Origin of the sequence: Streptomyces sp. NPDC057099 (assembly GCF_042671245.1) — a bacterium.
In the GTDB taxonomy this organism is placed as follows: Bacteria; Actinomycetota; Actinomycetes; order Streptomycetales; family Streptomycetaceae; genus Streptomyces; species Streptomyces purpurascens.
The window spans coordinates 1-19851 of record NZ_JBHUTX010000013.1; the positions used below are offsets into that span (position 1 = coordinate 1).

The 19851-nt window shown below is 71.2% G+C and carries 18 protein-coding genes; 6 read left to right on the forward strand and 12 right to left on the reverse strand.

Going from position 1 to position 19851, the window contains the following annotated elements:
- Positions 1 to 49 precede the first annotated feature (49 nt).
- From typA to ACFT4A_RS18720, 3 genes are all read right to left on the reverse strand, one after another.
- A complete protein-coding gene (typA, locus tag ACFT4A_RS18710) occupies positions 50 to 1957 on the reverse strand; it encodes a translational GTPase TypA (protein WP_382831435.1) in 1908 nt (635 codons plus the stop codon).
- Positions 1958 to 2100: 143 nt separating this feature from the next.
- The gene (locus ACFT4A_RS18715; RefSeq protein ID WP_382831437.1) at positions 2101 to 2724 is read right to left on the reverse strand and encodes a hypothetical protein; all 624 of its coding nucleotides are present in this window, start codon (positions 2722 to 2724) and stop codon (positions 2101 to 2103) included.
- A 99-nt stretch (positions 2725 to 2823) separates the two neighbouring features.
- Complete coding sequence (locus ACFT4A_RS18720; protein WP_382831440.1) at positions 2824 to 4956, reverse strand: ABC transporter family substrate-binding protein; 2133 nt, start codon at positions 4954 to 4956, stop codon at positions 2824 to 2826.
- Positions 4957 to 5246: 290 nt separating this feature from the next.
- Between ACFT4A_RS18720 and ACFT4A_RS18725 the strand changes: the two genes are divergently transcribed.
- The 4 genes from ACFT4A_RS18725 to ACFT4A_RS18740 are packed head-to-tail and all read left to right on the forward strand — an operon-like array spanning position 5247 to position 9156.
- On the forward strand, positions 5247 to 5537 hold the full coding sequence (locus tag ACFT4A_RS18725; protein WP_189723040.1) for a hypothetical protein: 291 nt from the start codon (positions 5247 to 5249) through the stop codon (positions 5535 to 5537).
- A 55-nt stretch (positions 5538 to 5592) separates the two neighbouring features.
- Positions 5593 to 6429, forward strand: a complete 837-nt coding sequence (locus ACFT4A_RS18730; RefSeq protein ID WP_382831443.1) for a hypothetical protein — start codon at positions 5593 to 5595, stop codon at positions 6427 to 6429.
- A 16-nt stretch (positions 6430 to 6445) separates the two neighbouring features.
- Positions 6446 to 8383 carry a fumarate reductase/succinate dehydrogenase flavoprotein subunit gene (locus tag ACFT4A_RS18735; protein WP_382831445.1) on the forward strand — a complete coding sequence of 646 codons (1938 nt, stop codon included), beginning with the start codon at positions 6446 to 6448 and terminating at the stop codon, positions 8381 to 8383.
- The gene (locus ACFT4A_RS18740; protein WP_382831447.1) at positions 8380 to 9156 is read left to right on the forward strand and encodes a succinate dehydrogenase/fumarate reductase iron-sulfur subunit; all 777 of its coding nucleotides are present in this window, start codon (positions 8380 to 8382) and stop codon (positions 9154 to 9156) included. Before ACFT4A_RS18735 ends, ACFT4A_RS18740 begins: the two co-directional genes overlap by 4 nt.
- Here the strand turns inward: ACFT4A_RS18740 and ACFT4A_RS18745 are convergent.
- The 9 genes from ACFT4A_RS18745 to ACFT4A_RS18785 form a co-directional block, all read right to left on the reverse strand.
- Positions 9131 to 9673 (reverse strand): GNAT family N-acetyltransferase, encoded by a 543-nt coding sequence (locus ACFT4A_RS18745; protein WP_382831450.1) that lies wholly within the window; start codon positions 9671 to 9673, stop codon positions 9131 to 9133. The two genes, ACFT4A_RS18740 and ACFT4A_RS18745, sit on opposite strands and share 26 nt — an antisense overlap.
- A 31-nt stretch (positions 9674 to 9704) precedes the next feature.
- Entirely contained in the window at positions 9705 to 12341 is a 2637-nt protein-coding gene (locus ACFT4A_RS18750) for a SpoIIE family protein phosphatase (RefSeq protein ID WP_382831453.1), read from the reverse strand.
- A gap of 252 nt (positions 12342 to 12593) precedes the next feature.
- Positions 12594 to 13037 (reverse strand): ATP-binding protein, encoded by a 444-nt coding sequence (locus ACFT4A_RS18755; RefSeq protein WP_382831455.1) that lies wholly within the window; start codon positions 13035 to 13037, stop codon positions 12594 to 12596.
- A gap of 123 nt (positions 13038 to 13160) precedes the next feature.
- Positions 13161 to 13613, reverse strand: coding sequence for a (deoxy)nucleoside triphosphate pyrophosphohydrolase (locus ACFT4A_RS18760; protein WP_382831457.1), 453 nt, complete (start codon positions 13611 to 13613; stop codon positions 13161 to 13163).
- Positions 13614 to 13700: 87 nt separating this feature from the next.
- The gene (locus tag ACFT4A_RS18765) at positions 13701 to 13886 is read right to left on the reverse strand and encodes an SPOR domain-containing protein (RefSeq protein ID WP_184590840.1); all 186 of its coding nucleotides are present in this window, start codon (positions 13884 to 13886) and stop codon (positions 13701 to 13703) included.
- 341 nt (positions 13887 to 14227) lie between these two features.
- Positions 14228 to 14980: a GntR family transcriptional regulator gene (locus ACFT4A_RS18770; RefSeq protein ID WP_382831459.1), complete on the reverse strand. Its 753-nt coding sequence runs from the start codon at positions 14978 to 14980 to the stop codon at positions 14228 to 14230.
- A gap of 147 nt (positions 14981 to 15127) precedes the next feature.
- Positions 15128 to 16246, reverse strand: coding sequence for a septum formation family protein (locus ACFT4A_RS18775; protein WP_382831461.1), 1119 nt, complete (start codon positions 16244 to 16246; stop codon positions 15128 to 15130).
- Between the two features lie 102 nt (positions 16247 to 16348).
- A complete protein-coding gene (locus ACFT4A_RS18780) occupies positions 16349 to 17608 on the reverse strand; it encodes a sensor histidine kinase (RefSeq protein WP_382831462.1) in 1260 nt (419 codons plus the stop codon).
- Positions 17605 to 18264 carry a response regulator gene (locus tag ACFT4A_RS18785; protein WP_382831464.1) on the reverse strand — a complete coding sequence of 220 codons (660 nt, stop codon included), beginning with the start codon at positions 18262 to 18264 and terminating at the stop codon, positions 17605 to 17607. Before ACFT4A_RS18785 ends, ACFT4A_RS18780 begins: the two co-directional genes overlap by 4 nt.
- A gap of 250 nt (positions 18265 to 18514) precedes the next feature.
- Between ACFT4A_RS18785 and ACFT4A_RS18790 the strand changes: the two genes are divergently transcribed.
- Positions 18515 to 19471: a DUF4258 domain-containing protein gene (locus tag ACFT4A_RS18790; protein ID WP_382831466.1), complete on the forward strand. Its 957-nt coding sequence runs from the start codon at positions 18515 to 18517 to the stop codon at positions 19469 to 19471.
- Between the two features lie 22 nt (positions 19472 to 19493).
- Positions 19494 to 19718, forward strand: a complete 225-nt coding sequence (locus ACFT4A_RS18795; protein WP_382831469.1) for a DUF2283 domain-containing protein — start codon at positions 19494 to 19496, stop codon at positions 19716 to 19718.
- Positions 19719 to 19851 lie beyond the last annotated feature (133 nt).

Sequence of the window (19851 nt, forward strand, 5' to 3'; positions counted from 1 at the left end):
GGGCACCCCGCATCGCGGGGTGCCCGGCGTCGTCGTGCGGCGGGAGGCGTCAGCCGTGCTTGGCGCGGCTCGCGGCGCGGGCGCGCTCGCGGGCGTCCAGGTTCACCTTGCGGATGCGCACGGCCTCCGGGGTGACCTCGACGCACTCGTCGTCGCGGCAGAACTCCAGGGACTGCTCCAGGGAGAGCTTGCGCGGCGGGACGATCGCCTCGAACGAGTCGGCCGAGGAGGACCGCATGTTCGTGAGCTTCTTCTCCTTGGTGATGTTGACGTCCATGTCGTCGGCGCGGGAGTTCTCGCCGACGATCATGCCCTCGTACACCTCGGTGCCCGGCTCGGTGAACAGCACGCCGCGCTCCTGGAGGTTGGTCATCGCGAACGCGGTGACCGCACCGGAGCGGTCGGCGACCAGGGAGCCGTTGTTACGGGTCTGGAGCGCGCCGAACCAGGGCTCGAAGCCCTCGTGGATGGAGTGGCCGATGCCCGTGCCGCGGGTCTGGGTCAGGAACTCCGTACGGAAACCGATCAGACCGCGGGAGGGGACGACGAACTCCATGCGGACCCAGCCGGAGCCGTGGTTGGACATGTTGTCCATGCGGCCCTTGCGCACGCCCATGAGCTGCGTGACCGCGCCCATGTGCTCCTCGGGCACGTCGATCGTCATGCGCTCGACGGGCTCGTGCGTCTTGCCGTCGACCTCCTTGGTGACGACCTGCGGCTTGCCGATGGTCAGCTCGAAGCCTTCCCGGCGCATGGTCTCGACGAGGATCGCGAGGGCCAGCTCGCCACGGCCCTGGACCTCCCAGGCGTCGGGGCGCTCGGTGTCCAGCACGCGGAGGCTGACGTTACCGATCAGCTCGCGGTCGAGGCGGTCCTTGACCTGGCGGGCGGTGACCTTGCGGTCCTTGACGGCGCCCTTGTTGTCGGCGCCCTTGCCGGTGGCGCCACGGCCGACCAGCGGGGAGGTGTTGGTGCCGATGACCATGGAGATCGCGGGCTGGTCGACCGTGATCAGCGGCAGTGCGACCGGGTTCTCCGGGTCGGCCAGGGTCTCGCCGATCATGATGTCCGGGATACCGGCGACCGCGCAGATGTCACCGGGGCCGGCCATCTCGGCCGGCTTGCGGGTGAGCGCCTCGGTCATCATCAGCTCGGTGATGCGGACGTTGCTGACGGACCCGTCGCGCTTCATCCACGCGACCGTCTGGCCCTTGCGCAGCTCGCCCTGCTCGACACGGAGCAGTGCGATACGGCCGAGGAAGTTGTCGGCGTCCAGGTTGGTGACGTGGGCCTGGAGCGGGGCGGCCTCGTCGTAGGTCGGCGCCGGGATGTGCTCCAGGATCGTGGAGAAGAACGGCTCCAGGCTGGTGGAGTCGGCGGGGACCGTGCCGTTGTCCGGCTTGGTCAGCGAGGCGATGCCGTCGCGGCCGCAGGCGTAGACGATCGGGAACTCGATCTGCTCCTCGTCGGCGTCCAGGTCGAGGAAGAGGTCGTAGGTCTCGTTGACGACCTCGTCGATCCGGGAGTCCGGACGGTCCGTCTTGTTGATGCACAGGATGACGGGCAGGCGCTGCTGCAGCGCCTTGCGCAGCACGAAGCGGGTCTGCGGCAGCGGGCCCTCGGAGGCGTCGACGAGCAGGACGACACCGTCGACCATCGACAGACCGCGCTCGACCTCGCCACCGAAGTCGGCGTGACCGGGGGTGTCGATGATGTTGATGGTGATGACGTCCCCCCCGTCCTTCGGGTGGTACTTCACCGCCGTGTTCTTGGCGAGGATCGTGATGCCCTTCTCACGCTCCAGGTCGTTCGAGTCCATCATGCGGTCGTCGACGCCCTCGAGCTGGTGGGCGGCGAAGGCACCGGCCTGCTTCAGCATGCCGTCGACGATGGTGGTCTTGCCGTGGTCGACGTGGGCGACGATGGCGACGTTGCGGATGTCGTGGCGCGTGGCCATAAGAAGGCGTACTCCCGGAGTGTGAGGAAGGCCCTGCGCGGACGTCTGCGGTGCGCGGACCCTGCCGGGCTCAACATGCCACGGCCTCACCCCATGGTACGGGTGCTCGGCGGCTGGGTTCAGCCGGGATACGTCGGCGCAGGTCAGGCCTCCTCCGCGGCCTCGGATCCGGGGGGACAGGTCCGCTCGGCGGCGATCTGGCCGGCCGTTTCGTCCGAGGGCTCGGAACAGGGCAGGAATCCGGCGCCGGTCCCTTCCCAGGTCCGTACATGGCCCTTGGCGGGCTCGCCGTCCCCACAGGTGTAGGTGAAGTCGGCCTCGACCAGGTCGATCTCCGCCCACGCGTAGTACGCGCCCTCATGGGCGCCGGTCGACGACTCGAAGAAGTGGTCCTGCTCCGGCCGCTCCGTTTCGGACGGACCCGCGAGCGGCTCATCGACCTTCAGGTGCCTGCCCAGGGCCTTGATCACTTCGGCCGCGTCGGCGCCCTCGGGCGTACCGGTCACCGAGGGTCGGTACACCGTGTCGCCGACGGACTCGAGGCGAGACCTGTAGGTGCCGGTCTTCTTCTTGAACCTGATCGGGTCGGAGAGCGCGGTCAGCCGCTGCTCCCGGCGGACGCCGGACCATGCGTACGTACCGTCCGCGCAGGCCTCGGCCTTGTCCTCCCCGCCGCCGCCCGAGTCCCCCGTGCACGCCGTCAGCCCCGTCATCAGCACCCCGATGAACAGCCCAGCCGCGCAGGTCAGCCGTACCGTGCCGCGCATACGCCGGCCCCCGTCCCCCGTCGTACGGACGCCAGGGCGCCCGCATCATGATCACTGTCGTGTTCATGATGCGGGCGCCCCGCGCGGGTGGCAAGGAAGCTACGGGGTCGCGGTCGCGGAGCCCTTCGCCGACGGGCCGGACGCCGGCTTCGCGCCCTTCTTCAGGAAGCCCATGTCCTCGTAGACCGGGGTGCCGAGGCCGAAGGCGCCGGTGTTGACCAGGTTCTTGCGGGCGGCGATGAGCTGGGGGCGCTGGAAGAGGGGGATCGAGCCGGCCGACGCCCAGATGCGGGAGTCCGCCTTGCGGATGAGGGAGCGGGACTCGCCCTCGTCGAGGGTGGCCACGGCCTGGTCGAAGAGCTGGTCGACCTGGTCGGTGCCGACGCGGGTGTAGTTCTGCTCGACGTTCAGCGAACCGTCGGCGGCCGGGACCGGCTTGGCGTAGACGGGACGGGCGTCGGTGGCGGGGAAGGCGGAGGCGGGCCAGGAGTAGAGGGCGAGGTCGTACTGGCCGGAGGCGATGTGGTCCTTGAAGTAGGACTCGTCGGAGACCTTGGAGATCTCCGTGCCGATGCCCACGCGCTCCAGCATGCGGGCGATGCGGTCGGCCACCGTGCGCAGCGTCTGGGAGCCGGGCCCGGAGGGGAGCACGAAGCGGAGGGTGAGCGGCTTGCCGTTCTTGGCGAGCGGGGCGGCCTCGCGTCCCGCCGGCGCGGCGGTGCCCATGGGGGCGTACGCGCCGGGGGCACCGCCCTGGTGCGGCTGCTTGTACTGCTTGCCGTCCTGGGCGAGGTGGGCCGGGTCGTTGTCGCGGTGCGCCTTGCCGTCCTGCCGGTCCTTGTCGTCCGAGCCGACGATGTACTCGCCGTCGTCCTTCCCGGACTCGCCCTCGGAGGACTTGCCGGCCTTCTCGCCCTCCGCACCGGCCGCCTTCTCCCCCTTCTTCTTCTGTTCCTTGATCGGGCCGCCCCGCACCCACCCGGCGTCCGCGAGCAGCGCCTGGGCCTCCTTGGTGTCCTGGCCGCCGAGGGCGCCGCTGTTGTCGGCGTAGGCGGCCTGCCCGGACAGGGCGAGGTGGCTGCCGACCGGTACGGCGGGCAGGCCGAGGGGCTTCAGCACGGCCTTGGCCAGTTCCTTGCGGTCCAGGGCGCGGGCGACTGCCCTGCGGACGCGCTCGTCGGCGAGCGGCCCCTCGGCCCCGTTCAGGGCGAGCTGGGTGAAGGCCGGCTCCAGGGACTTGCGCACCTCGAAGCCGCGCAGGGCCTGCTGCTGCCGGGCGTGCTTGTCGGCCGCCTTGCGCGGCTTCTGGTCCGCCTCGGGGCCCATCACCGGGCTGCTGGAGCCCCGGGGGCGGGCGGCGACGGTGATGCGGCGGGCCTCGGAGGGGGCGATCTCGGCCAGGTCGAGGGTGCCGGCGGCCAGCTCCTTGGCCCGCTTCTCGCGCGGCACCGTGCGCAGCACGATCTCGGAGAGCTTGGCCGGCCGGCCCCACCAGCGCGGGTTGCGGGTGAGGGTGATCTGCTCGTCCTTGCGGCTGAGCTTCTTCACCATGAAGGGGCCCGCGGTGACCTTGAGCTTCTTGCGTGCCCCGTCGTTGAAGGAGTCCGGGGTGCCCATGACGTCCTTCGGGTACAGCGGCGAGAACAGGGAGCGCCAGTCGGCGTAGGGGCGGCTGAAGGTGACCCGGACCTCCAGGGCGTTGTCCCCGCGCTCGATCTTCTGGATGCGGTCGTAGCCGGCGTTGCGGGCGGTCCAGTAGGCGGTGTCATGGCCGGACAGGGCGCGCCACTGGGCGGCGAAGTCGGCGGCGCCGATCTCCCGGCCGTCGCTCCAGACGGCCTGCTGGTCCAGCTTGTAGAGGACGACCTGCTTGGGCTCCGTCTCGACGACCTTGGCGGACTCCAGATAGGCGGGGTTGGCCTCCGGGCGGCCCTCGGCGTTCATCCGGAACATCGACGGCAGGACGGCCTGGGCCACGCGGGTGGTGGTCGCGTCGGCGTCCGACTGGAAGATGTTCAGGGTGTCGGGCACGGAGTCGACGGCCCAGCGCAGGGTTCCGCCGTCGGTGATCCGGTCGCGGGGGGCGGGCTGGATGTCCTGCCCGGCGAGCGGCTTGCCGGCCGGATCCTCGGAGCCGCATCCGGCGAGCGCGGGTACCGCGAGCACTCCCGCGGTGAGGAGGAAGGCGACCGAGCGTGAGACCGCACGCGGGCCGACGCCGTGCTGGGACATCTGTGCTACCTCCGGAAAGCCGCGGGCGTTATGATCACTTTTGGCGGTATTTGGATTTCATCTGATGTATGCGGCCCACTGAAGAGGAAAGGGTTCGGCAACACAGGGCGACACGGCGGTCACGGTCGGAGAGTCACCCGTGCGGAGCAATACACGGCAGAAGCGCACCCATGCGCCTCGGCCAATCGATGCACATCCCTTCACAGCACAAGGTGTGACGCGCAACACTCGCAGGCGCATGAACGTTGCCGCCTTGGGCCTCGAAGGACCCGCGGAAGTGAGGGCAAGTCATGTCCGTTCACGACGAACTGACGTCAGTCCAGCGCAGCCTCGACGACCTGCTCCGGTCGGTGGGACGCCTGGAGAAGCAGCTCGGAACCGGCGGCCTGGAGATGCGCCGCGTCCGGGCCGACGCCAACCATCTGCGCGAGAGCGTCGCCCTGCTGCGCGACGCCGCCGCCTCGCCGGCCGCACCGAAGCGCCCCGAGCTCGTCACCATCTCGGACGCGCCGTACGACTCCGCCCTGTGGCGCGACTCGGACGACGAGGGGCTCGGCGCCCGCGACCGGCGCGCTCCCTGACCGGTCAGGAGTCGTACGACCGGCACCTCCCCCGAACCCCGACCGGAGTCGTCACGTGACCACTGGTACGGAACCTCCCGCCACCGAACCCCAACCCAGAAGCGGCGGCGTACGGGCGGGTACGCGCGCCGCTATCTCCGCCCCGCACCTGCGCACCGACCGCTGGTGGCTGGCCCCGGCCGGCACGGCCGCCGGCCTGCTGGCCTTCATCGTCTACTCGACCTGGCGGGCCTTCGCCGACGCCCACTACTACGCGGCGCCGTACGTCTCGCCCTTCTACTCGCCGTGCCTGGCGGAGCGCTGCGAGCCGATGAAGGCCGGCCCGAACTGGGAGATCTTCGGCAGCTGGTGGGGCATCTCGCCCGCCATCATCATCCTGATCTTCCCGCTCGGCTTCCGGCTGACCTGCTACTACTACCGCAAGGCCTACTACCGGGGCTTCTGGGCGTCCCCGCCGGCCTGCGCGGTGGCCGAGCCGCACAAGAAGTACACCGGTGAGACCCGCTTCCCGCTGGTGCTGCAGAACATCCACCGGTACTTCTTCTACGCCGCGCTCGCCGTCGCCGGGATCCTCACGTACGACACCGTGCTCGCCTTCCGCGACGAGAACTACGCGTGGGGCCACATGGGCCTCGGCACCCTGGTGTTCCTGGTCAACATCGTGCTGATCTGGGCGTACACGATCTCCTGCCACTCGTGCCGGCACATCGTCGGCGGCAAGCTCAAGCACTTCTCGAAGCATCCCGTGCGCTACCGGATGTGGCAGTGGGCCGGGAAGCTCAACGCCCGGCACATGCAGCTCGCCTGGGCCTCTCTGGTGAGCGTGGCGCTCGCCGACTTCTACGTCTACCTGGTCGCCTCCGGCGCCTTCGACGATCCGCGGTTCTTCTGATGAGGGGGGCGTTCTGATGTCCGTGGTCGACCGGCAGGAGTGGGACGTCGTCGTGGTGGGCGCGGGCGGGGCCGGGCTGCGCGCGGCCATCGAGGCCCGTGAGCGGGGTGCCCGTACGGCCGTGATCTGCAAGTCGCTGTTCGGCAAGGCGCACACCGTGATGGCCGAGGGCGGTATCGCCGCGGCGATGGCCAACGTCAACACCGGCGACAACTGGCAGGTCCACTTCCGCGACACCATGCGCGGCGGCAAGTTCCTCAACCAGTGGCGGATGGCCGAGCTGCACGCGCAGGAGGCGCCGCAGCGGGTGTGGGAGCTGGAGACCTGGGGCGCGCTGTTCGACCGCACCGAGGACGGCCGGATCTCCCAGCGCAACTTCGGCGGCCACGAGTACCCGCGCCTCGCCCACGTCGGCGACCGCACGGGCCTGGAGCTGATCCGCACGCTCCAGCAGAAGATCGTCCAGCTCCAGCAGGAGGACTTCAAGGAGACCGGCGACTACGAGTCCCGGCTGAAGGTCTTCCAGGAGTGCACGGTCACGCGCGTCCTGAAGGAGGACGGCCGGGTCTCGGGGGTCTTCGCCTACGAGCGCGAGTCCGGCCGCTTCTTCGTCCTCGAGGCACCCGCCGTCGTGATCTCTACCGGCGGTATCGGCAAGTCCTTCAAGGTGACGTCGAACTCGTGGGAGTACACCGGCGACGGCCACGCGCTGGCCCTCCTCGCGGGCGCTCCCCTGCTGAACATGGAGTTCGTGCAGTTCCACCCGACCGGCATGGTCTGGCCGCCGTCGGTGAAGGGCATCCTCGTCACCGAGTCGGTGCGCGGCGACGGCGGTGTGCTGCGCAACTCCGACGGCAAGCGGTTCATGTTCGACTACATCCCCGACGTCTTCAAGGACAAGTACGCCGAGTCCGAGGACGAGGGCGACCGCTGGTACGACGACCCGGACAACAACCGGCGTCCCCCCGAGCTGCTCCCCCGCGACGAGGTCGCGCGGGCGATCAACGCCGAGGTGAAGGAGGGGCGCGGCTCGCCCCACGGGGGCGTGTTCCTCGATGTGTCGACCCGCATGCCCGCCGAGGTCATCAAGCGCCGGCTGCCGTCGATGTACCACCAGTTCAAGGAGCTGGCGGACGTCGACATCACGGCGGAGGCGATGGAGGTCGGGCCCACCTGTCACTACGTCATGGGCGGGGTCGCGGTCGAGTCCGACACGGCGTCGGCCCGCGGGGTGCCGGGGCTGTTCGCGGCCGGTGAGGTGGCCGGCGGCATGCACGGCTCCAACCGGCTCGGCGGCAACTCCCTCTCCGACCTGCTGGTGTTCGGCCGCCGGGCGGGCTGGCACGCGGCCGAGTACACGGCGGGGCTGGCCGGTGCGCGGCCCGTCGTGGACGACGTCCAGGTCGACTCCGCCGCAGCCGAGGCTCTACGGCCCTTCTCGGCCGAGGCGGAGAGCGAGGAGCCCTCGGGCGGCCCGCCGGAGAACCCGTACACCCTGCACCAGGAACTCCAGCAGACGATGAACGACCTGGTCGGCATCATCCGCCGCGAGCCGGAGATGAAGCAGGCCCTGGAGAAGCTGGCCGAGCTGCGGGTACGGGCGCGCCGGGCCGGGGTCGAGGGGCACCGGCAGTTCAACCCGGGCTGGCACCTCGCCCTGGACCTCAGGAACATGCTGCTGGTCAGCGAGTGCGTGGCGCGGGCCGCGCTGGAGCGCACCGAATCGCGCGGCGGGCACACCCGTGAGGACCATCCGGGGATGGACCGCAAGTGGCGCCGTATCAACCTGCTGTGCGCGCTCACCGACCCGACGGGCGGGCTGGCGGCGGATCCGGTCCGCGGCCAGATCACCCTCACCAGCGAGACCACCGAACCCGTCCGTGCGGACCTGCTCGCCCTGTTCGACAAGGAGGAGCTGGTGAAGTACCTGGCCGAAGAGGAGCTGTACGAGTGAGCGGCTACGAGGCCCGGTTCAAGGTGTGGCGGGGCGATGTCGGGGGCGGCGGCCTGGAGGACTTCGAGGTCGAGGTGAACGAGGGCGAGGTCGTCCTCGACATCATCCACCGTCTCCAGGCCACGCAGGCCCCCGATCTCGCCGTGCGCTGGAACTGCAAGGCGGGCAAGTGCGGTTCCTGCTCGGCGGAGATCAACGGCCGGCCCCGGCTGATGTGCATGACCCGCATGTCGGTCTTCGACCGGGAGGAGACGATCACGGTGACGCCGCTGCGGGCGTTCCCGGTCGTCCGCGACCTGGTCACCGACGTCGGCTTCAACTATACCAAGGCCAGGGAGGTCCCGGCCTTCGTACCGCCGGCCGGGGTCGCGCCCGGCGAGTACCGCATGATGCAGGAGGACGTCGACCGCTCGCAGGAGTTCCGCAAGTGCATCGAGTGCTTCCTGTGCCAGGACACCTGCCATGTCGTCCGCGACCACGAGGAGAACAAACAGGCCTTCGCGGGCCCCCGTTTCCTCATGCGGGTGGCGGAACTCGACATGCATCCCCTCGACGCGGCCTCGGAATCCGGCCTGGACCGCAAGACCACCGCCCAGGACGAACACGGCCTGGGCTACTGCAACATCACCAAGTGCTGCACGGAGGTCTGTCCCGAGGGCATCAAGATCACGGACAACGCGCTGATCCCCCTGAAGGAACGAGCGGTCGACCGCAAGTACGACCCGCTGGTGTGGCTGGGCTCGAAGATCAGGAGACGCTCTTCAGCAGGCTGAGGGCCGGGCGGATGCCTGTGAGGGGGCAGTGGCTCTGCGCCACTCGGCAGGAGGCCGTGTTGTCGACCTGGTGCAGGAGTTCCAGGCGGGTCAGGCCGGTGGGGGCGAAGGTGGTGAAGGCCCAGTCGGTCAGGGTGTGCAGGGCGCGGGAGGCGATGCCGCGGCCGCGTGCGTGGGCCGCTGTCCAGTAGCCGACCTCGGCGGACGCGGTGCCGGGGGCGACGTCCTTGAGGACGACGTTGCCCGCCAACGGCCCGGGCGTGCCGGAGGGGTGGGCTTCCTCGACGGCGAACGCGTAGCGGTGGCCCTGTTCCCAGCCCTGCTGCTGCTCACGCAGCCACCGTGCGGCGCTCGGCTCGTCGTCGACGGCGAAGGACGTCCAGCGGCGCAGCGCGGCGTCGTCCCGGCGGCCCAGGGCGGCCAGCCCCGCGGCGTCCTCGGGGGTCCAGGGACGCAGGAGCAGGGCGGGGGCCGTCGGTGTGGCCGTCGCTCGGAGCCGTGTGGTGGGTATCGGCATGGCGTGAGCGTACGGTGGCGGCGGGGCGTTCTCAGAACAGGCTCAGCAGCGCCTCCGCCGGATCCGTCAGGCGGGTTTCGCCGCCGGGCAGGGGGAGTTCGAACCAGACCGTCTTGCCCAGGGGCGTGCGCCGGGAGCCCCACGCGGCGCTGAGCAGGCCGACGAGCTGCAGGCCGCGGCCGCCCTCGTCGGTGTCGCGGGCCCGGCGGCGGCGCGGCTGGACCAGGCCGGAGTCCCAGACCTCGCAGACCAGGGTGCGGTCGAGCAGCAGCCGGAGGCGGATCTCGCCCTCGCCGTAGCGCAGGGCGTTGGTGACCAGCTCGCTGACCAGGAGCTCCGTGGTGTCGACCAGGGGTTCCATGTCCCAGCTGATCAGCTGGGCACGCGCGTACTCACGGGCCCGGCCCACACTGCGCGGCTCGCGCGGCAGGGTCCAGTCGCCGACGGACTCGTTCGGCAGGCCCTGTACACGTGCCATCAGCAACGCGATGTCGTCCTCGCCGTGGTGGGTGTCGAGGGTGTTGAGGACGTGGTCGCAGACGTCCTCCAGCGGCTGGGCAGGGTCGGACAGGGCGCTGACGAAGGCCTGGAGGCCCTCGTCCAGGGGATGGTCGCGGCTTTCGACCAGTCCATCCGTGTAGAGCGCGAGCAGCGCGCCCTCGGGGAGTTCGACCTCGACCTCCTCGAAGGGCTCGCCGCCGACACCGAGCGGCATGCCCGGCGGCACGTCGAGCATCAGGGCCGACTCGCCCGGTTCGACCAGGACGGGCGGCAGATGGCCCGCGTTGGCGAAGGTGCAGCGCCGGGTGACGGAGTCGTAGACGGCGTAGACGCAGGTGGCGAGGTACACCTCCGAGAGGTCCGCCTCACGGGGGCGGCGGGCCGCCCTGGTCGCCTGCTGGACGCCCCCGGGGGCGCCGAGGCCGCGGGCGATCTCGTCCAACTGGGAGAGCACCTCGGCCGGTTCCAGGTCGAGCTGCGCCAGGGTCCTGACCGCCGTACGGAGTTCGCCCATGGCGACGGCGGCGCGCAGGCCGCGTCCCATGACGTCGCCGACGACGAGCGCCGTGCGGTGCCCGGGGAGTTCGATGACGTCGAACCAGTCGCCGCCGACCTCGCTGGGCCGGCCGGTGTTGGCGTTGCCGGGCAGGTAGCGGCAGGCGATGTCGAGGCCGGAGGCCTCCGGGTCGCCGGGCGGGAGCAGGGACCGTTGCAGTATCAACGCCCGCTCGTGCTCGCGCCGGTAGAGGCGGGCGTTGTCGATGCAGACCGCCGCGCGCGCCGCCAGCTCCACCGCGAGGTCCCGGTCCCGGTCGCCGAACGGCTCGCTGCCCTTCGTGCGGGCGAACTGCACGAGCCCGACGACGGTGTCGTGGGCGACCATCGGCACGGCGAGCGTGGACTGCACGAGCCCCCCGTCCTCGCCGGGGACGGACTGGGGCCGGGCCGTGCGCAGGGCGTCCGCGCAGGGCGAGTTGAACGGGTAGTGGTGGACGGCGCCGACCGAGACGGGCACACCGGTACCGGCGAAGGGCTCGTCGGAGACGGCACTGGCGAACGCCACCCGGCGCAGCTCGGCGCTGCCGTCGGCGAGCCCGGGCGGGGTCTCGTCGCCCACCAGCAGACCCTGGTACAGGTCGACGGTGGCCAGATCGCAGAAGCCGGGCACGACCACGTCGAGGAGTTGCCTGGCCGTGGTCTCCAGGTCGAGGGAGTTGCCGATGCGGGCGCCGGCCTCGTTCAGCAGAGCCAGGTTGCGCCGGGCGGCGGCGGCCTCGCGGGCGGCCTCGCGGCGGGCGGTGATGTCGATCCCGAGCCAGGCGACCCCGATGGGGCGGCCCGAACCGCTGTGCACACGGTAGAGGTTGACGGACCAGTGGCGGCGCTCGTCGGAGCCCGGCACGAAACCCGTGACATGCATGTCCGTGATGGAGCTGCCGGTCTCCAGCACCCTGCTCAGCGTTGCGGCGACCCGCTCGGCCTCCCCGCGCTGGAGGTAGTCGTGGACGCCCTTGCCGCGGTGCTCGTCGGGCGCGCCGCCGAAGATGGAGGCGAACCGCTGGTTGACGCGGCGGACCCGCAGATCGGAGTCGATCAGGAGGAAACCGAAAGGGGATTGACTGAAAATGGCCTGCGATGCGGCAAGGTCGGTCTCGATGGTGCGCAGCGTGCGGACGTCGACGACGATGCAGACGGCGGCCTTCTCGCCGTCCTCGGTGCGCGTCGGCATGACGTACACCTCGGCGAGTCCCTCATGACCGCATTCGCCCTCGGCGCCCTCGGGCATCCGGAAGGGCACCACGCCGGTCCACTCGCGGCCGTCGAGGATCTCGGCCATCTTGCGCATGCCCCGCTCGTGATGACGCGGGTCGATGAAGGCCTCGATCGGATCCATGCCGACGGCGGTCGCGGCCGGGATGCCGAAAAGGTGCTCGGCGCGCAGGCTCCACTGGTCGACCAGCCCGTCGGGGCCGATCGAGAAGGACGCGACCTTGATGTAGTCGTAGATGGATCCCGGGGGACTGCTCTGCCACATGGCGTCCCCGGGCTGCACCCTGTCGGCCGCGAGCGCACCTCCCACCGCGGAAGCCAGGCCGTCCACGGCCCTGGCCCTCGCGCCGTCCGACGGGTCCTCGGACCCCGTGGCCTTCGCTGGTATCTCGCTCACGCGAACCGTCCCCTCCAGCTCACCGCGTCCGGCACCGGTCACCGGGGGCGGCTGCCCGCAGTATCCAGCACTACGGTGCCGCACAACACGGTGTTCACGATCACAGCACGGTCCCGATGGTTTTCGGTCCGGACCGTGACAACACTTCCAGTCTTCTAACCAGGGGACACGTCGTCGAATCACGTCTTTCGACAACCGCCACTGGCCTGAACCAATCGCTCGACAGTGACAGGGCGTACGTACACCGATTTTTCACCCCGGCACAGCGAGTTCGAACCACACCGTCTTGCCCGCGGCGCCGGGCCGGGTGCCCCATCGGCGGCAGGAGGAGGCGACCAGTTGCAGCCCGCGGCCGCTCTCGTCCTCGGGCCGGGCGGCGCGCTCGCGGGGTGGGTCCGGGAGGGGGTCGGAGACCTCGACCCGCAGGACGCCGTCCAGGTCGGACGGGCGGACCAGGCGAAGCCCGATGGGACCCGTGGCATGGCGCAGGGCGTTGGTGACCAACTCGCTGACCAGCAACGCCGCGAGGTCGGCCAGGCTGTCGAGGTTCCACGCGCGGAGTTGGCCGCGGACGACCTGGCGGGCGGTGCGTACGGCGCCCGGTTCGGCGGGAAAGGTCCACTCGGCGCAGTCACCTTCGGCGTCGATCACGCCGATCACTCCCCTGACAGGAAGCCCACCCATGTCCGGTTTCATGGGGTTAATGAGCACATACCCGATATCCGGGGCGGAGTACCGCGCGGGCAGCGCACAGTGGCACGAAAGGCACAGGGGGCGCCCGTACAGCAATTGCCCGACACCGTACGCCCCCGGACGGCCTCAGGCGCCGGGCACTTCCTCCGCGCCGGGACCGGAAGAGGTGAGGCCTTCCGCGGCTCCGAGGTGCGCGAGGGTCTGCCGTACGGCCGGGACGTCCTGGTCGAGCCAGTGCACGTCCCAGATCTCGCCGGGGCCGAGCCAGCGCAGTTCGTCGTGGTCCTCGAGAGGCTCGGGGGCGGCGGAGCCGGGGCGCAGCCGTGCGGTCCACACGTGCAGGACGTAGGGCGACTTCAGGGGCCACTCCCCCGGGACGCGCCCGCCGGCCTCGGCGTCGACGCCGAGTTCCTCGCGCAGTTCCCGTACGAGCGCGGCGTCGGCCGTCTCCCCCGGCTCGACCTTGCCGCCGGGCAACTCCCAGCGCCCGGCCAGCTCGACGGGCGCACTGCGCCGGGCCGCCAACAACCGCCCCTCGTCGACCAGCGCGGCACCTACGACGACGATCCGCTCACTCATGCGGGGAGCCTACGGGAGCATGGCCGGACGCCGATCCGGACACCGACTCCGGGCGCAGACACTCCGGGGGATGAGGTCAGTCGCGCGTCACGCGCCCGCCCCGTTCTGCCCCAGCCGCTCGACCCAGTAGAGCTGTTTGTGACCGCGGCCGTCGAGGCTGTCCGCGATCTTCTGGGCCTCGGACCTGGTCGCGTACCGGCCCACCCGGTAGCGGTTGCCGTTGTCGTCTTCTCGTATCACGAGCCAGGGAAGAGTGATCGTGCTGTCGTTCATCGCGCCCCTCCACTTCCCACCCGCGGCCTGTGCCGCGCCCCACCCGCTAAGGAAACCGCAATGCGCATATGCCCGAGCGTACGCCTAACCTTCACGCAGCGAATACGGGTTTTCACAAAGAGGTACGCAACCAGCCAGAACGCAGGGGGCGCGCGCCGGTGAACGCGCCGTCAGAGTGCCTCGACGCATCCGGCCGGAGGCATACCGCAGACACCATTGTCGACCTGCGAAGACGACGACCGGCACGGGAATGCGGACCGTCCCGTTCGACGACGGCCGCCTCGGTGATCGTGTGAGCGGGGCGCGCAGGGAGCGCGCCCCGGGACGGATGGGAGCGTTCGCTACTTGACCGGAAGGTGGTAGGCGACCCGGTACCGATCGGCCGGAATCACCACGTCGGCCGTCTCGACCGGGCGGCCGGAGGCGTAGAACGTGCGCTGGACGACGACGACCACATGGCCGGGGACGCCACCCAGGACGAGCAGTTCCTCGGCGAGCCCGGGACGGGCGCCGACCTCCTCGGTGACGTTGTCCACGATCACCTCGATCGCGCGCATGCGCTCGACGACGCCCATGCCGCCGAGCGGCCCCTCCTCCGGCAGCATCACGGGCGTACGGCCCGTCACGGCGAGCGGCTCCCAGGACGTGGAGAGCATCATCGCCTCGCCGCCCTCGCGGAAGAGGTACTTCGTGCACATCACCCGGTCGCCCGGCTCGATGTCCAGCCGCTCGGCGACCGCGACACTCGCCTCGGACTGCTCGCTGCTCGACTCCCAGGTGCCGCGCCCCTCCCCGTCGGCCTGCTCCTGGCGGAACGGCGTGGCCCCGCCGGGCGGGCGGTATCCGGAGCGGGAGACACGCCGGGGGACGGGCCGCTCGCGCACATACGTCCCCGAGCCGGAGCGGCCCTCGACCAGGCCTTCCGCCATGAGCACCTTGCGGGCCTCCAGGGCCACGGTGTCCGAGACTCCGTACTCCTGGCGGATTCTGGCCTGGGAGGGGAGCCGGGTGTGCGGTGGCAGCTGACCGTCGACGATCTTCTGGCGGAGATCACCCGCGACGCGCAGATACGCCGGCTGCTCACCGAATGTCACTGGCCGCTCCCATCAGGTTGTACAGACAGCAACAGCGTGGCAACCGTAGGTTGTGCGGTGCAAGCAAAGGCCAGAGAATCACTCGATGTGATGACATAGTGGCCCTGAGGGCTTTACGCAGGCACTTTCTCCCCGCTATAGCCGCCGTCACACCTCGAGTTCGGAGTTCCCACTCTCGCTGTCGTCGAACGAGGGCGGGGTGGTGGCCAGCCCGAGAGCCTTGCGCGCCGTGACGGTCGCCGGGCCGTCGACGTACGCGTGCGCCTTCTGGTAGTGCGTGAAGTAGGTGTCCACGTCACCGGCCTCGCTCGCCTTCGACCACTGCTCGCGGGATTCCTCCATGTCCTCGACCAGGTCGGCGACGGGCCGTTGGGCGGCCGAGGGCCAGGAATGGCCGCGCAGGGCCTCGATCTGTTCGCCGAGCACGTCGTGCACCTGCCCGGCCCAGGCCCGGGATCCGGCGAGGTCGTCCTCCGGGGGCTCTTCCGGCTCCTCGTACAGCGCCGCGTCGACGGCGTTGGCCGCGGACAGGTAGACGACCTGGTCGGTGTCGAGCGTGGTGGGGTCGCCGCGCAGGGAGCCGGTCAGTTCGGCCTTCGCGTCGGTGCCGCCGAAGACGCAGATGATCGCGCGGTCGCCGTAGCGCCAGGTCTCCCGGGACGGCATGAGGTAGTACACGTCGACGTCGGCCGGCATCGCCCAGGAGTCCATGGCGTACCGGTCCTGGAGCGCGTAGCACCTCTCGTCGGCGATGTCGGTGACCTTGCCGTCGCCCGGGAAGGCGCCGCCCGGCAGTGTGACGACCCCGAACACCTCACCGTCGTGGCCGTCTTGGCAGGGGACCCGGTCGACGTCGTAGGTGTCGCCCTCCAGACCGTCGGGCGCGTCGAAGCAGTCGCCGGTGCGCAGCGACAGGCTCTCGTTGCCCCGCGCACCGTCCTGGAACCTCGCCCAGACCTCGGACGCGACGCCCGTGGCCAGCACCACCCCCCACAGCACGGCTCCGACGGACGACAGCACCACCCCGGCGATCGCCATGCCCCGTCCGCTCTGCCCGGACCGCCGGATCTGCCACAGCGCGACCAGCCCCAGGACGAGCCCCGCGACGGGCAGGAAGCAGAGCACGCCGAGCACGAGAGCGGCCACGGCGAGCGCGTTGACGGAGACCGGGGTGCCGTACGGACGCTGCGCCTGGGGCCGGTCGGCAGGTGGCCGGCCGTACGGGTCCTGGGGCTGCGGGGTCCCGGGGGGCGGGGGTATCGACACGGGGACGGTGCTCCTGGCTGAGGCGGGGTGGTGCGCGGGGGTCTGACGTACGGCTGGGCGCATCGTAGGCGGGTGCGGCAGGGAGACTGACGACTGGTCAGTTCAGGTCGTCGGTTCGGCCTGCGCCGATCCTGTCAGTGGCCTGGGCTTCTCGGGACCGTCGGACGTCGCCCACCCCACGGGGAACATCGCCCGTACGGTGAAGCCGCCGTCCGGGGTCGGGCCCGCGTGGAACTCTCCGGACAGGAGGTGCGCGCGTTCCCGCAGGCCGACCAGGCCGTGGCCGCCTCCGGGGAGGGCCGGGTGGGAAGTGGCCCGGGCAGGGGGCGTGTTGTGCACCTCGACGTGCAGTCCGGCCGCGTAGTGGACGCGGATGCGCGCACGGGCGCCCGGAGCGTGCTTGCGGATGTTGGTCAGGGCCTCCTGGACCGTGCGGTACGCGGCGCGTTCGACCGCTTCGGGCACCGCGGGCGGAGGTGTCGGCACGTCGAGGTCCGCCGGGAGGCCGCTGTCGCGGACCAGGCCCGTGATGTCGGCCGGTCCGGCCCCGGGGACGGCCTGTGCTTCCGTGCCTCCCGCCGTGCGCAACACCCCCACCAGATGCCGCAGTTCGGTGAGGGTCTGCGCGGACAGTTCGTGGATCGACCGGGCCGTGGTCCGCACGTCCGCGTCCCCGGGCCGGCCCACCTGCAGCGCGCCGGCCTGCAGACTGATCAGGCTCACCTTGTGAGCGACCACGTCGTGCATCTCCCGGGCCAGCCGGTTGCGTTCGGTGGCCAGCACCCGCTCGGTCAGGACCTGGTTCTCCCAGGCCCGCCGGGCCGTCGCCTCCCGCAGGTGCTCCTGCCGTGACCGTACCGACCGGCCGAGTACGACGATGCCGGCCGCCAGTCCGCAGCAGTCCAGGGCCAGCAGCGCGGTCTCCCGGTCGAGCACGAGGGAGGAGACGCCGGCCGCCGGGTGGGGCACCAACCATGCCACCGCGACCGCCGCCGCGCCCGTCACGGGGACGAGGAGAGGGCCGCGCCGGACGGCGACGCAGTACAGCGCGATCACCGGGGCGAAGGCGATGTGCCCGAGGTACAGCCCCGGCAGTCCGGCGAGCACGGCCACCTCGGGGGCCCGTCGCCGCAGCAGCAACGCACCGGCGGCGACGAGGGCCAGCCACGTCCCGTGACCGGCGGTCAGGCCGTTGACCACCAGCCCGTCGACGAGGGCGACCAGCACGGGGAGGGCGCGGGACGCGAGGCGTCGTACGGCACCGGCACCAGGGCGGGTGGCCGGCGAACCGCTGTCCCCTGTGCCTGTCCGTGCCGTCGGAGCGCGGCTCGACAGCGCCCCGGACGGCCCCGGCCCCCTCACCCCCGCTCCGCCCCGGCCTCGACCAGGTCCGCCCGGTCGGCGACCACGGCCGCCTGAACCCGGTTGAGACCTCCCAGTTTCGCCAGTACGGCGCTCACATGGTCCTTGACCGTGCCGTGCGCCAGGTGCAGCCGGCCCGCGATGGCACGGTTGCTGAGCCCCGCTCCCACCAGCGCGAGCACCTCGCGTTCCCGGCCGGTGAGGGCGCGCACCTGCCATACGGCCTCCTCGTCACGGCCGGACAGCAGGTACCCGTCGATCACCTGCCCCACCGCCTCGGGCGCCAGCACCCGGCGACCGGCGGCCAACGCCCTCACCGCCTCGATCAGTTGCTCCGGAGCGGTGTTCTTCATCAGGAACCCTGCCGCCCCCAGCCGCAGCACCTCGTCCACGTGCTCACGGGCGTCGAAGGTGGTCAGCATCGCCACCGCCGGGGCCTTCGGCAGGCCGACGACCTGGCGCAGCACGGACGGCCCATCGAGGACCGGCATCCGGATGTCGAGCAGCAGGACGTCCACCCGCCCGGTCCGCACGGCCTCCACGGCGCCCGCTCCCCCGCAGTCGGCGACCACGGTGATGTCCTCCGTCGAACCGAGGATCACCCGCAGCCCGGCACGCACCAGAGGCTCGTCGTCCACCACCGCGACCCGTATCACGTCCGCTTCCCCCACCCGTCGCTCTCAACGCTCGTTACGACGGTCCTCCCCCGCGAGACGTTGCACCGCCGTCGTGTGCCACCTGACACACGACGGCACGACGGCACACGGCCACGGGCCCGGCCCCCGCCGGTCGGCGGGGTCGGTTCCCGCCCTCGGGCGGATGTCCCCGGCGGGTGTACCGCTGTCACGATCCGTCAGGTCGCCGATCAGCACCCGCCCGTGGAACGGGCCTTGAGCAAGGACGCACATGCACCACACCCAGGACCGCCCCGCCCGACGCCGACGCCTCCACGCCCGCATCCTGGTGGCGGGCTGCACCGCCGGCGCGGTGCTGCTGACCGCCGCGGGCGCGCACGCGGAGACCGGTGGCGCCGAGGCCCGGTCGTCCCTGGCCGTACAGGCGGCCGAGACGGTCGAGCGCGTCACGGGGACCTCCGACCTCGTTCCCGGAACGCCGCTCGGCGGCGGCGCGACCCGCGCGGAGGTGACCACGGAGACGTCCGCGGCCCGGATCACCGCGCCCGCCACCGCCGACGGGGCCGTGGAGTTCGCCTACGGCACCGACGTACTGCGTCTCACCCTGCCCGGCAGCGCCGACTCCCAGGCCGCCACGGGCGCCAACGGCACCGTCGTCTACCCGGGCGCGGGCGAGGACATCGACCTGGCCGTGCAGCCCAACCACGACGGTGTGCGCACCCTCGTCACGCTCAAGGACGCGGACGCCCCGACCGAGTTCCGCTTCCCGCTCGGCCTGCCCGCGGACGCGGTCACCGAGGTCCTCGAGGACGGCTCCATCCTGGTCAGCCGCGGCGAGGAGTACCTCGGTACGTTCGACGCGCCCTGGGCGAAGGACGCGCGCGGCGAGGCCGTGCCCACCGAGTACCGCGTCGAGGGCGGCGCCCTGATCCAGACCGTGCGGCCCGGCCCCGGCACGGCCTTCCCGGTGGTGGCGGACCCGGCGTGGTTCATCCCGATCGCGATCGTCGCCGGGCGGCTGCTGCTCACCCAGGGCGTCAAGAGCATCTCCCGGCACGCGGCCCAGCGCATGGCCCAGCGCGGCATCAGCCAGGAGATGGTCGCGCGTACGGTGAAGACCGGCAAGAAGACCAAGGGCAAGTCGCCCGGCACGTGGAAGTACACCACCGGCAAGGTCTGGGTCGTCGTCAACAAGGCCGGGAACGTCGTGTCCGTCGGCCGCAACTGAGCCCGTTCCCGAGAGGCGAACCATGCACATCGAGTACGACCGCGAGAACGACACCGCCTATGTGTCACTCGTCGCGCACATCGCCGACGGCGCCGCCGCCCGGCAGATCCCCGTCGCCGGGATCGGGGCGGACGCCGAGGTGTTCCTCGACGTGGACGCGTCGGGACGGCTGCTCGGCATCGAGGTCATCGGAGCCGGCGATGCCCTGCCGGCCGAGGTGCTGAAGCAGGCCCGCCCGGCGGGCTGACGGGCCGGGGGCCCGAGGGGCGGGGGCCGGGGCCCTGTACGTGCGTGCGTGCAGGGCCCTTGTGCAATTCCTGTGGAGGCCTCAATCTTTCGGCTGACGCACAGGAGTCACCCTTTGTCTGACATGACCATGA

Coding starts and splice junctions, on each gene's coding strand:
- ACFT4A_RS18760 (WP_382831457.1), bottom strand. CDS start 13,613: ATGAGTGAGCGGATCGTCGTCGTAGGTGCCGCGCTGGTCGACGAGGGG.
- ACFT4A_RS18790 (WP_382831466.1), top strand. CDS start 18,515: ATGCACCACACCCAGGACCGCCCCGCCCGACGCCGACGCCTCCACGCC.
- ACFT4A_RS18720 (WP_382831440.1), bottom strand. CDS start 4,956: ATGTCCCAGCACGGCGTCGGCCCGCGTGCGGTCTCACGCTCGGTCGCC.
- ACFT4A_RS18755 (WP_382831455.1), bottom strand. CDS start 13,037: ATGAAACCGGACATGGGTGGGCTTCCTGTCAGGGGAGTGATCGGCGTG.
- ACFT4A_RS18735 (WP_382831445.1), top strand. CDS start 6,446: ATGTCCGTGGTCGACCGGCAGGAGTGGGACGTCGTCGTGGTGGGCGCG.
- ACFT4A_RS18715 (WP_382831437.1), bottom strand. CDS start 2,724: ATGCGCGGCACGGTACGGCTGACCTGCGCGGCTGGGCTGTTCATCGGG.
- typA (WP_382831435.1), bottom strand. CDS start 1,957: ATGGCCACGCGCCACGACATCCGCAACGTCGCCATCGTCGCCCACGTC.
- ACFT4A_RS18725 (WP_189723040.1), top strand. CDS start 5,247: ATGTCCGTTCACGACGAACTGACGTCAGTCCAGCGCAGCCTCGACGAC.
- ACFT4A_RS18795 (WP_382831469.1), top strand. CDS start 19,494: ATGCACATCGAGTACGACCGCGAGAACGACACCGCCTATGTGTCACTC.
- ACFT4A_RS18745 (WP_382831450.1), bottom strand. CDS start 9,673: ATGCCGATACCCACCACACGGCTCCGAGCGACGGCCACACCGACGGCC.
- ACFT4A_RS18765 (WP_184590840.1), bottom strand. CDS start 13,886: ATGAACGACAGCACGATCACTCTTCCCTGGCTCGTGATACGAGAAGAC.